Here is a 12,595-nt window from a genome sequence, read left to right as displayed (position 1 = left end):
CTACCTGCTAGTGCTGCAGGTGAGTACCGCACTGTCATCTCGTTCGGAGTGGACAGTCCTGCGGCTCGTGTGGGGTGCCAAAACATGGCTCAACGTGTCTGACCTGCGGATCAAGCTGCTGCAGGTTCGTACTCGTTGATCAAGCCACCGACCACTCGCCGTCGACGTACGGATCTACAGTCTGGGTCTCCGGTCTGGTGATCGGGTCGTGGGGCAGAGTGGTGTAGCGCTCGGTGTGGTCGCCGGTGGTTGTAGTGGAAGACGTAGCGGTTCAGCACTGACTTCAGGTGCCGCTCGTTGATGATCAGCAGCCGATCCGTGAGCTCGCGTCTAACGGTGCCGACAAACCGTTCCGCGTAGCAGTTGGCCCGCGGACATTGCGGTGGGATCTTCACAACGTCGATGCCGGCGTCAGCGAGAACGGAATCGAACGACGCCGTGAACTGGCCGGCCCTGTCACGAATCAGGAAACGAAACTCGCTGGCCCAATCGTCCAGCTCCATGAGGAAGTTGCGAGCCTGCTGTGTGGTCCACGGGCCGTCTGGGTTGGTGGTGGTGCCGAGGATGTGGACGTAGCGGGTGCCGACTTCCATCACAAAGAACACGTACACCCGCTTCAACGTGAAGACGCAGTCGACGTGGAAGAAGTCGCACGCCAGCATGGTCTCCGCCTGAGCACGCAGGAACCGACGCCACGACGTGTCGGAGTCTCGAGTAGGCGAAGGCGGAATCCGAAGCCGCTTGAGCACGCGACGAACAGTCGACGCGGCCGTCCGGTGGCCGAGCTTGAGCAGCTCACCTTGGATACGCCGGTAACCCCAGCCCGTGTTCTCCCGCGCCATCCGCCCGATCAACGCCACCACGGTCTCATCGACCCGCGGTCGACCAGACCGGTTCGGGTAGGTCCACTTCTTGGCGGCCAAGCGCCGATGCCACCGCAGCACGGTGCCCGGAGATACCAACCGGTGCTCCCGCAACCACACCGGTAACCGCCGCGCCAACGCGGCCAGCACCGCACGATCAGCCCAATCCAACCGAGGACGGCGCTGACCTCGACGCAACACCGCGACCTCATGCCGCAACACCAGCAACTCGACGTCCTTGGCCGCTGAGGACCGGCCGAGCAGGACCAGCCAGCTACCCAGCTGGACAAAGACGAGGTACAGCAGTCGCAGCGCCACGCCCACGATCATGCCGACCGCACCACAGTGCCCGACCACCGCAGCTCAACGCGTGTGTGCGGAGTTCTGGCACCCCACAGGCTCGTTCGGGATCAGCATCCCGGCCGCGTCCATCACCTTCATGGCCACCAACGCCGGGTTGTCGCGATAGGTCTTATTCGAGGCAACCCGACGCGCGGTGGCTGCGATGTCCTGCAGACCGAAGACCCGGATCGGCCCTGCGCCGACGATCTGCGTTGCGGCCCACTCTCGTATGAGGCGTTCGTGCTCGGCCGTCTTGCCGCCAGCGAACTTGCCTACGCAGAGCCGAAGTTCGATCTGGTCGACCGGGTATCCGTAGCGCTGACTTGCCCCGTCCATGACCGCGTCCCGCACCACCGGATCGTTGATCAGCGTGTACAGCGAGTTGAAGCGCTTAGTCTGGGAGCTGCCCATCACGTGCTCGGCTACGACGCCGCGTGAACCGAAGAAAGACTTCACAGTGGCGAGAACCAGCCTGTCCCGGCGTGCACCGACCAGATCGACCTCGAAACCGTGAGTCTGCAACTCGACACGCGAGGTCTTGGCAGTCTGGCGGACGACCGGAAACTTGATCGCCTCGGACACCAGGCGATAATCCTCGGTGTCCGCTTTCATGGTCAAGGCGACGAACGACTCAAGGCTTCCGCAGCGTCACCTTCCGATAGTCACTTGAACTTGATGAACGTACCTTCGCGCACGAACAGGTTCTCGGAACCGCCGACGCGAGCGTGAATCGGTCGGATTGCGACCGGCCTGCCATTCCGCATCCGGCCTGGCCCTGCGCTCCCCGCATCACAACTGTTCGACCACGGATTCCTCGGCCTGAACCATGACCTGCGCATCACTGTATCCGCCAGGTTCACCAGCCGCATCACCACCGGACGAACCGTCTACCAGCTACACGAACGCCCACTCGACCCCGGACCCGGCATCACCCCACCCGCACCAGCCCACATCACCTGACACACCCGCCAAGCCTTCAAAGTCCCGCTCTGACTACCTGACAGAGCCATGCGGAGGCGCCAACGCACCGCCACCAGGACCAACGCTCCCAACATCCCGACTTCCTCGCGTCGCCGCCTTGAGAACCTAATTCGCTCGGGCGATCCCGCAATAGGCTCAGCAAGGCAACCTCAAGGTGTACAACAACTGCCGCGCATCCTCCCGGCACACCTCGCTCCACCGCGCCAACCTTTGCGCAGCCCGCCTCCTTACGTGTGCTGGCATCGCGTCATCGAACGCGATCTCCCGCGCTACCACCGCGGCCCGTTCCTTCATGTCCCGCGACAACTCGAACATCCGTATTGCCGCCCATAACCGCACCACCGGCCCCATGTTTGTGTCTGCGGCCATCGCGTTAAGGCCATCCACGCCTTCCTGTACCCGAATGGCACCGATGTCACGCAACACCTGGATGCGCTGCAACGGTTTCGCCAACGGCAGCAGTCCTCGCAGCAGTTCGAGCACCTCTTCGCGCTTGGTGGGCCACTTCTTGCCGATGGCATCCGCCACGTCCGACCGCACGATCACAGGAAGGCTTTTGTCCCTCACCATCGCATTGAGAAGTGGCAGCGCCTCGGCTCGACCGCGGGCGCCAAGGTCAGAGAGGTCGTCCGCCGCCCACCAACGCAGCGCGGGGTGCGCGGACGTGTCCGTGGCGATCGAGGCGAACACCTTCGCGCTCGCCACGCGATCGTCGATCGACCGGTAGAGCAGGAACACCGCCGCTCGCCGGCGGTAGTGAGGTGGCAACGTCGAGTCGTCGCGGATCGCGCGCAGCTCGTCGAAAGCCTTGACGAACTTAAGTTCGTCCACACGATCTCGCCACGAGGCTCGGACATCGTTGCGCAGGAATTCCCGCACCGAGGGCTCATGCTCGATCTCGCCGATCACCAGCGCGGCGGCACGCCGCTCTCGGATCGGCCGATCTTCGTCCGACACGATCGTATGCAGACGATCGTGGACTTCTTCCCACGCTCCGAGCTTCGCCGCCTCCTTCAAGTCCTCAGCGGAACCCTGGGCCACGAGCAGAGAGAGAGCTTCAGTAGCCTGCGGAAGCGAGTATCCTGCCAAAGCGACCAACGCCTCGCGACGATCAACCGCGCTGTACTCCGGAGACCGGAGCACTTCTCGCGCTGTGGCTTCTGCCTCGGTGCACAGCGGGGCATCACCCCAGTGATCGACCTTCGGCATGCGGTGCTCGACCGCGATCGACTGATCGGCCAGCAACAGCCGCTCGACCAGCGTCCGCTCCGCCCTGGGCAGGTGTACAACCAGCGACGCGGCGGCTTTATCGCTTCGCTCCGGGTGGTGTACCAGAGCTACGATCAGGCCAGCGAGCCTTGGCCCTTGCGGAACTAGACCGATGAGCGCCTTGATCGCATCAACGCGCTCCGCGATGCGCAAATGCCAGCTCTCCACGAACCGCCACACCGTCGCCGACGCCTGGTCCTGCATCGTTAGGTCTCGCTCAGCCAGTTCGACTACGGCAGAGCAACGGTCGGCGATCGGTTGGTCAGGATCGTTGAGGATCGCGGTGAGATAGCTCTCCGAGGCATAGTCGCCTCTGATCGCCCGCAGCCGGTAGGCGTATAGCCGGAACTTGAAATCGGAGTACTGGTCTTCCGAACAGGCGCGGAGCGCCTCAACTTCGACGAAAAACGCAGCTTCTACGGTCGTGTAGCGCCCTGCGTCAGGTGACGCCGCGATCCGACGCAATCGGGCATGCACGTCAACTCCGAGCTGAGCGAGGTATCCGGCCAGCTGCTTCCACCGCTGAAAAGCCATCATTGGGGCGGCAGCAAAAACCACGTCCGAGGCAACGTCGAGCTGCCCCGGATCGTAGCTCGCCACCTTCACCGCAGCCTCCGCCCGTACGTCAAGGTCGACCGACTCGTCGCAAGCCAGATCACGCACCACTGCTAGTGGCGCCTTGTGCCCGAGAACATCGATCGCCTTCACCACGCGCATGCGGTTCTGCGGGTTGAGTCCTTGGCGCGGGAGCAGGTCACCGAGCACCGTGGCAAGGTCAGCCCGGACTCCGCGCCCAGTGGAGGTGAAGTACTGCGCTAACCGCATGGGATCGTTGACGAGCCCGGCGTGCAGAAGATCGACCGCACCCGCCAACGCCACTCGATGAAACGCTTTGCCCAACATGATCAGGCCCTGTGTCGCGTTCAGCCGAGTTCGTAGACTGCGCTGCGGGTCCTTCAGAAGGGTGGTGAGCACTTCAGCCGCGCTGCGCCGGTCCGCCGCGCCGGCCGCCGCGAACACGATGCCAAGCTCCGACAACGCCTCATGGTCGCGTGCGAGCGCAAGAAGCTCTGTCTGCGCCCGCTCGGCCAGTGCAGGTCCGAGCCGGTGTAACTTTGCCCAAGCCATGGCCCGGACGTCTGGGGCATGCTCGCTGGACGCGATCAACACCAGGTGCTCGACGGCCACGGCGTGGAATTGAGGCGCGCACCTGATCAGCTCGTTCGCGACCTCACAGCGGATCTGCGGGTCCAGGCTGCGGTCGGTCAACGCCCCCCGAAGGAGTGCTGTCGCCCTCCTTCGGTGTGGCTCCGCCAAATTGGCCAGTTCACGCAACGGAGCGGTGAACTCGTAGTAGGTGTTTCGGCTATATCGGTGTGCACGTTGCAGATGGATAGCGGCTTCGTCGTGGAACGCCGGGCCGAGCTCTCCTAGCGCGGTGGTCATCATCACCACGTCCAGCCAGGACGTGCTGGGGTCTGCGAGCAGCCGACGCATGAGTTCGATCGCGAGATCACGATGACCCAGCCGCACAAGCGCCGACACGTACATCTTCTGGCCAAAAAACGCCGTGTCAAAGGCATCGAGCCTTGCGACCAGCATATCTCCTGCGGCTGCGCGCATTCGCGGGCCGAGCAGCGCCAGCGTGCCTAGTGCGTAGGACTGATGCCCGGCGGTACGCAGACGGTCACACCCAACTTCCATGATCGCCTCAGCCGCCGCCTCCTGCTCGCCGAGAGCTACCAAGCCAAGCGCGGCGTCTCGCTTGCCAGCTGTGTTGTGGACCGGATCGCGCACCACAGCCAAGAAGCTGTCAGCACAGCGCTCGTGAAACTCCGCACCGATTTCGACCAGCGCGGTTGCAACGTTCACCAAGTCAGGGTCAGGCGTGTCCCCATCAGACAGCAACCGGTTCAACTCGGCCAACGCGAAGTCACGAGCAGCGCCACCGAATGCAGCTAGCACGACACCCGCGGTACGACAGCTGTGGCCGCTGGCGAACGAATCGCGCAACACGGAACGCAAGCCGCGCTCCCCTGCCTCCCTCTCGTTCGAGCCACTGTGTGCCAGGGCTTCCGCCGCGATCAACCGGTGCTGCACGGGAGCTGACTCGTTGTCGACCGCCGACCTGAGCAAAGCGATCGCTTCGCTCGCGTAAGTGTCACGCAGTCGCACGGCCAGCGCTGTCGCTGCTTCAGCGCGGGACTCGAACGGCGCCAGCTCATCCTGTGTCAGCTCGACGAGCCAACTCCCCAGACCGGGATGTTGGGATGCTCGGCTGGCTTGGCCCAGGATCGCCCGGGCCGGGTACTGGGTGGTAGCCGCCCAACCCCTGACCACAGTGAGGAACTCGTCGAGCACGGATGCGCTTGTCAGCATGTGCTGGGCGAGCAGACGAGCAGCGAGGAGGTGCTGTTCAGCCTTGCCGTCGTGCAACCACCGCAACAACCGGTTGGCCTCGGCGGGATGCAGGCGGGTGTGGTGCAGCAGGACTGCCCGTGCAAAACGACCGGTTTCCAGGGGTTGTGCCTGGTGAAGGAGGTCGGCGAAGGCGGATTCCTGGGGATCGAACTCCGGCGGCAGTTCGCGGGCTTTCGCAGTGGCCGCGACATGTTCGGCAAAGCTGTGGTGCAGGAAGGTGAGCTCCCGGCCGCGTTGGACGAAGAGGCCGCAAGCCTTGAGATGGGCGATCAGGTCGTCGGCGGAGCCGACCTCGGGGTGTTCTTGTGTCCAGGCGTGGACCGCTGCGGTGAGAGACGTGTCAGTTTCGAGGCGGGTGCGGCCGAGGTATTCGATCAAGGGGACGCGGTGACGTTCGAATACGACGGGTGTTGTGTCAGGCTTCCTGATGTGGTCGAGGTAGACCTCGTAGAGCTCGTACTGGTTGCCGGGCAACGGGTCCCGCGCATGCTGTTCGAAGACGATCGCGGCGATCGTCGCGAGGAGCGGGACCTCGACGAGTTCGAAGAGGTGGGCCTCACGGATCTGTTGAAGGAAGCGGTTCGCGCAGTCCTCGCCCTCCTCATCGAACCAGTGGGTGGCGAAGAGGTGCAGCGCGATCTCGTCGAAAGGCTGGAGCTCGTAGCGGCATGCGACGCGCTGGAATGCGGCGAGGGCACCACTCTCGGTCGGGCGGGTGGTGAGCAGAACGCGGTAGGTGGACTTCTTGGCCCACGCGGAGAGCGTATGGACGATCTTGGCGCGGGTGTGAGTGTCCGCGACCTCGTCGAGAGCGTCGATGAGGAGCAGCCAGCGGCAGCCGACCACGTGGCTGGCGAACAAAGTGGGATCGAGGGGGTCGGCGAGAAGGTGGCCGTACTCGGCCGCGGCGCTGTTGGCGAGAGAATGGGAGAACGAAGGGCCGAGATGTTCGGCGAGCACGCGAGCGGGGATGCGGAGCGGGAGGACGGGTTCGGCCAGGGGTGCGTCCTCGGGCGACTTGGTGGTCCATTGGCGGACGATATCGGCGGTGAGGCGGAGCGTGAGGGTCGACTTGCCCTGGCCGGGACCGCCAGTGATCACCAGGTGGTCGTCAGTGTCGAGGGCGGCGCGCATCGGCTTGGACGGCGGCCGGACGGCAACGCGCGCGACAGGCGTTGGTGGTATGTCGACGAGCTGGCCGTGTTCGTCGAGCGTCGGGGCGGGTCGATGTTCTGGCTGGGCGTCCTCAACGCCGCTGCCTACATCCTGTCGCACGTAGACGGTGCCGAGCGACGGTTTCCGGGCGCCGGGAAGTTGGTACGGCAGTAGGTCGGCACATTGTTCCTGCGCCCATAGCAGGTCCTGGACCACCGCCGGCAGGTCTGTGGTCGCCCCCCAGTCAGCCGGTGGCGTGCACCGCGGTTGGGTTGTGGATGAAGCTGCAAGTGGGGTGTAGGTGACGTGGACGTCACCGTGAATCGTGTCGGCCTGAAAGCCGATGCCATGGACATCGCCCATGGAGTTGGCGGTGAGGTCCTCGTGCGCCATCGACGGATGGTCTCATGATCTGGCCGGCCATTTCGCGCCAAATCAAGGACGTTCACGTCGCTCGCGTCTTCGGCGGTCGATCCTTCGCCACCGATGACCGGCCGAGCCGAACCAATCAGCCACCAACTGGACAAAGACGAAACAGAGCAGTCGCAGCGCCACGCCCACGATCATGCCGTCAGTACGACAGAACCCGATCACTGCAGCTCAGCCGTCCTCGATTACCTGTAACAGGGCCTAACGCCGCCGAAGCGGCAGGCACCTGCCCCGCTTCTGGTCTCCAGCAACCCAGGTGTCGTGGATTTCGGACCTGTCCAGAAAGTCCGATCGTTCGTTTGAACGTGTCAACTACGGATAGGACTGACCAAGGTGTTCAATTCCAGGTGATCAGGACTGTAACGCGGTCGGCGAGATCATGCGATCTAGCGCCTGTCAGCTCGTACCACGACAAACGCAGCGAGGCCGCAGATGGCGAGATCCGTCGGCTACGCCCAAGATCTAGGCGGAAAGAGCGATCCGATCGAAGACGTGCGGAAGTACGTCGGCTACCTCACCAACCCGGATACCAGCCTACTGCTGAAGATCTTCGTCGTGCTTCTCCTCGGCGGGATTGTCGTGACCGCGATTCGAGCGGTGACGCCCGCCTTCTACGAGTTCTGGAATCTCGTCAAGTGGGTCGCCGGACGACGGCTCAGCGCCGAACGGCGCCGCCGCCGCAAGCGTCAGATGTTCGCCCTCCACGTCGACAATCAACTACGCCACCTGGAGCTTCAGGAGGATTGGCGAGATGAGAAGTACGCGGAGCTCGAAGCCGAGGTGGAGATAGAGCAGACGTGGAGTCGGCGCTGGATGCGCAAGGTGTTGCCGTTCCGCCGCTCGTCGCTTCGTCGCGTCCGGTCGCTCTCCCAAGCGCTTGGCCGCAGCAGCATGCCGCTGGTTCTGCTGGAAGGCGAGCCCGGAGCCGGCAAGAGCATCGCGCTGCGGCACCTCGCTCGAGTGCTGGCCAAGCAGGCCGCGAAGAGCAGAAACGTACGGGCGGTCATTCCGCTCTACATTAACCTCAAACAGCTCGACGTCCGGCCTGACGAGGTGCGCGAGGACAAGATCAAGTCTTTTGTGCTGGCTAGTCTCAACGAGGCCAACAGCCGCGACGTTCAAGAGCTGCTGGACAACGAGTTCGATCGCGGGCTCGACGAAGGCACCTGGCTGTTCCTGTTCGACTCCTTCGACGAGATCCCCGACCTCCTGTCCGCTGAGGACACACGACGAGTCGCGCCGCTATACGCCCAAGCCATCGCGGACTTCCTCGGGCCCTTCACCCGTTGCCGCGGGATCGTCGCCTCGCGGGATTTCACCAGCCCAGACCTTGCTCAGTTCACCCGGTTCAGGATTCTCCGACTCTCCCAGCGACAACAGCACAAGCTGATCCGGCGGGCAGATCTCGACCGGCCCGTCGACCGCGCGCTGCGATCCGGCCTGGCGACGGCGTCGCACGACATCGCGACGTTCGCAGGCAATCCGATGTTCCTCGGTCTGCTGTGCGAGCACATGCGGAGCAGTACGCACTCCCCGCCAACTCTCACGCGGTGTTCGAGGACTACCTCGATCACCGGCTCCAGCGAGACGCGCAGCGCATCAAGGCCCGATTTGCCATCGAGATCGTCTTCATTCGCGCTGGAGCCGAGGAGATCGCCTTCCTCATGGGCTCAGTACCACGCATGGGTCTCACGCCCACACGGGCCATGCTGTTGGACTCCGCCTGTGGGCTCGATACGCTGACACCACGTTGGCTCGACACCGTCCTTGACGCGTTGGAGTACACGAAGCTCGGCCGCGTCGACATGAACACGGCAGGCAAAGCCACGTTTTCGTTCGTGCACCGGCGCTTCCAGGAGTACTTCGCAACCTGCGTGGTGATCCGAGAAAGACGCCGAGTGCCAGTCACATCGCTGTTGGATAACGATCAGTGGCGCGAAACCGCGGTCAGTCTGCTCCAGATCCAGGAACAGCACGACACCGCTCCGCTGATCAACGAGGCGCTTTCGCGGTTGTCGGCCTACACTCGCCAGGTTGAGGCGGAAGAATTCCACTGGCCCGATGGATGTTTGCATCTCCTGAGCATCCTCTCGACCGGGCTCGAGAGCCGTGTAGACACCGTCTCTGAACTCTTGCGGGAGTACGTCGACCGCATCATCATCCGCGCATGGGAAGCCGGGAGCAGACTCGACAAGCGGCGGGCGCTGAACTTCGTTTTGCTCGCCAGCCCGACTGTTGCCGAGAAGCTCCTCACCGAGGCCTTCCGGTCGCGCAACGAGCTGCTTCGCGAGGGAGCCTTCCGCAGCGCGGGCTTCCTTCCCAGCCTCAGTCCCCAGCTGCGTGCCCAGATCCGGACGGCTCTGCTCGGCCTCGCGGCATCGACCGACCTGTACCGTAAACGAGCCTCCACAGTGGCTCAGATCAAACGCCTCGCCCAGTCATCGGATTTCCTTGCCCTGCTCACCCTCCTGAGCATCGCCCAGCCCATCGCCATCGTCTTCTCCATCGGCGGATTTCTTGCGCTGTCAGCCTCAGTGATCTTCGATCTCGGGCCTACGTCCACTCAAGCTGTGGGCGGCTACATCGCAAGCATCATTTTCGTGATGGTCGCGGTCCTGATCATTTCCACGATGTTCTCGCAAGCCGCCCTTCGGCGTGGAGGCGGTCGCCTCAACGACTCGATGTCCCGCAGTACGTTGATCGAGTACAGAGTCCTGAGAGGCTGCGCGATAGCCGTGGCCTTGGCGGTGCACACTGCCTTCTGCTTCATATCGGTCGGCTACTTGTTGTTCAAAACCGCAGCGGGATCGCTGGCAACCGTCGCAGCAATCACGGCGTATGGAGGGCTCTGGCCTGCGGCAGTCATCTGGTCGGTGAAGAACGGCGCTGGCAGCAGGATTGCGTGGTGGCCACTGCTGCCGGCCGTGATGCTGGTCCTCGGTGGATCACGACTGCCGAACTGGCTGCGTCAACGGTACTCCGAGTTGATCAAATGGGGAGGCAGGGCAGCCTGTCTGCAGCTGTTGACGACAATCGGACTGATGCTTCGCCCCTCCTGGCGCAAGATCGGCTACGTCCTGGCAGCGCTGCTGATCGTTGCCACCGCGTCTATTTCGTTGCTGCTGCTGGCAAAGTACGTTCCTCTGGCAGCACTGATCTTGATGGCACTGAGCTCGGCGTCCTTCCTCCTCATCCGGTTTCTGATGAGCAGCTATCCGTTGCGCACAGCAACGACCAATGCACGAACCGGAGAAGACACCCTGGCTCTTGTCGCCCGACTGAGAAGCCCATCAGCCTTCGACACGGTGATCGCCCGGCTCGGCACGCAGCGCATCGCTCGCGAGCCGGATGCGAAGCAGGCAATCGAGAACTTGGTCGGAGAGATCGAACGCGCACAGATCCGTGCGACAGAGGAGCGCAACCTCAGTCTCCGGCAAGCCTGCCCCAGCCTTGCCGACCAACAGGTGCCCACTCATTGGCTCTTGGACTGTCGGCTGCTACGCCCGTGGACTCTGCTGCGCACCGTCGAGGTGCGCGAGGACACGCTCGACGAACTGGCCCGCCTGTCGGACAAGGATTGATGCCGAACAACCGGCCCGAGCAGGTTGATCCCTGCTGGTGCCATACTTGGGATGGAGTTCTTGCCGAGAGCCTTGTCCTGCCCAGATTTGCAGGCAGCCGACTGGCACAGCACCACAGGCGACAGCGACCTCACTCGTAACCTTGCCGCGAATTTTGACCCCAGGCGACGGATGAACGCGGACCCCTGGTGGCTGTTGAGCTTTAGTCGCTGGTCCTCATGGCCAGCGGGACTCGGCCGAGGTCGCGGTCTTTTGAGGAACACGGCCCAGCAGTATGACCTGCGGATCACGCCTCTGCGGGTTCATACTCGTTGATCAACCCTGCGCGTGCCGGAAACTACGTCCATGCAGGTTAAGCAGCTTGGCCATACTCGTGGATGACTCCGCCGAGTCGGTCTTGCCGATCTACGGCGAGGCGTTCGACCTGAGCGGGTTCGACAGGCTGAGGCCGGACCAACAGGAGTGTCACGCCAAAGCGTGATCGGTGGTGCGGTGCTCGTTGTAGTGCCGCTCGCGGTCACTCAGCGCCTGCCGGAGAGGTGCCTGATTCCACATCAGCGTGCCGTCGAACAGCTCGCCGCGAAAGTTCTTGGATCCAGTCAACAGAACCTAGTGACGAGAGATTGAATCGTGCCGACTGGCCCTCTATACTAGTTTCGAGCTATCCAATAGCTCATGAACACACGAGCTGCGCACGCTTGCTACATGTGGGGGGTCAAGTCCCCCTTTGAACCGCACAGCTACGGCTCGCGCACCACAGTGGATCTGATGCGTGCGCGCAGAGCTGTCAGCCGACGAGCTTCAGCAAAAACCGCTGATAGAGCGCGTGCGCGTAGTGGTCCGCTCCGGCCTCGGACACCAAAATGTGGCAGATTTGCCACATTCACGTGGCAGGTGCTCAAGTCCACTTGAGCACCTGTTTTGCGTTTCTACGCCACTTCGAGTCCGCGGACGTGCTCGACTTCCAGTCGCTTCTTCTCTCCGACGGGCACGCGCGGGTTGCCCAGGAATGCATCGGTGGTGCCGGTGCGTCCGACGGGAAAGTCGCCGATGGTGGCCAAGGCCGGTTACGCCGACCTGTTCACGTCGCAGGCGCAGGCGTACCTGGACGAGATGCCCGGCTGACCTGCCGACCGTCCGATGGTGCCGTCACACCATCGGACGGTGTTGCACGAAGCGATCTTCTGACGAACTAGGAACATGACCATCACTGGATCCAGGCCTGGTTCACGCTGGCGCCGAGCCCTGGGGGCTCGGCGCCAGCCCGTATCCGGCGACCGGTTCCCCTGGCTCGGGCTCCTGGTGGAACTGGCAGCGCTGATGATGGTCGCCGGCGGCGCGCTGTGGTTCACGTTCGGCTGGCTCGCGCGAGTCGCGTCGGTCAAGGCCGACCAGAGCGCCGCCATCCAGGGCAAGGATTACGTGACGGCGATGCTCGACGCCGTTAAGATCGCGTTGAGCATCGTCGCCGGTGGCGGCGCCCTCATCGCGCTGTACCTGGCCATGCGCCGGCAACGCACCGCCGAACGTGACCTGCGCGCACGGCTGGACGCC

At 63.5% G+C, this 12,595-nt stretch carries 5 protein-coding genes and 1 pseudogene; 2 read left to right on the top strand and 4 right to left on the bottom strand.

What is annotated here, in order from left to right; all coding sequences use genetic code 11:
- Nucleotides 1–110 precede the first annotated feature (110 nt).
- Together LX88_RS31500 and LX88_RS31495 are read right to left on the bottom strand one after the other, a co-directional pair.
- On the bottom strand, nt 111–1,193 hold the full coding sequence (locus LX88_RS31500; RefSeq protein ID WP_258951401.1) for an integrase core domain-containing protein: 1,083 nt from the start codon (nt 1,191–1,193) through the stop codon (nt 111–113).
- 33 nt (nt 1,194–1,226) lie between these two features.
- The gene (locus LX88_RS31495; RefSeq protein ID WP_258951400.1) at nt 1,227–1,823 is read right to left on the bottom strand and encodes a hypothetical protein; all 597 of its coding nucleotides are present in this window, start codon (nt 1,821–1,823) and stop codon (nt 1,227–1,229) included.
- Between the two features lie 145 nt (nt 1,824–1,968).
- Here LX88_RS31495 and LX88_RS44655 point away from each other — a divergent pair.
- Nucleotides 1,969–2,165: pseudogene (locus tag LX88_RS44655) on the top strand (phosphorothioated DNA-binding restriction endonuclease); the annotation flags it as partial.
- Nucleotides 2,166–2,321: 156 nt separating this feature from the next.
- Here LX88_RS44655 and LX88_RS31490 read toward each other — a convergent pair.
- Nucleotides 2,322–7,424, bottom strand: a complete 5,103-nt coding sequence (locus LX88_RS31490) for an NACHT domain-containing protein (protein ID WP_258951399.1) — start codon at nt 7,422–7,424, stop codon at nt 2,322–2,324.
- A gap of 528 nt (nt 7,425–7,952) precedes the next feature.
- On the opposite strand from LX88_RS31490, the gene LX88_RS31485 reads away from it, so the two are divergent.
- Nucleotides 7,953–9,203 carry an NACHT domain-containing protein gene (locus LX88_RS31485; protein ID WP_258951398.1) on the top strand — a complete coding sequence of 417 codons (1,251 nt, stop codon included), beginning with the start codon at nt 7,953–7,955 and terminating at the stop codon, nt 9,201–9,203.
- Between the two features lie 2,303 nt (nt 9,204–11,506).
- On the opposite strand, the gene LX88_RS31480 is transcribed toward LX88_RS31485, so the two are convergent.
- On the bottom strand, nt 11,507–11,644 hold the full coding sequence (locus tag LX88_RS31480; protein WP_258951397.1) for a hypothetical protein: 138 nt from the start codon (nt 11,642–11,644) through the stop codon (nt 11,507–11,509).
- Between the last annotated feature and the right edge of the window lie 951 nt (nt 11,645–12,595).

This window comes from Lentzea californiensis, assembly GCF_024648825.1.
In the GTDB taxonomy this organism is placed as follows: Bacteria; Actinomycetota; Actinomycetes; order Mycobacteriales; family Pseudonocardiaceae; genus Lentzea; species Lentzea californiensis.
This window is presented reverse-complemented; position numbering and strand designations above follow the sequence as displayed.

Excerpts from the sequence above, each read along its gene's own strand:
- LX88_RS31500 (WP_258951401.1), bottom strand. The coding sequence starts at position 1,193 with ATGATCGTGGGCGTGGCGCTGCGACTGCTGTACCTCGTCTTTGTCCAG.
- LX88_RS31490 (WP_258951399.1), bottom strand. The coding sequence starts at position 7,424 with ATGGCGCACGAGGACCTCACCGCCAACTCCATGGGCGATGTCCATGGC.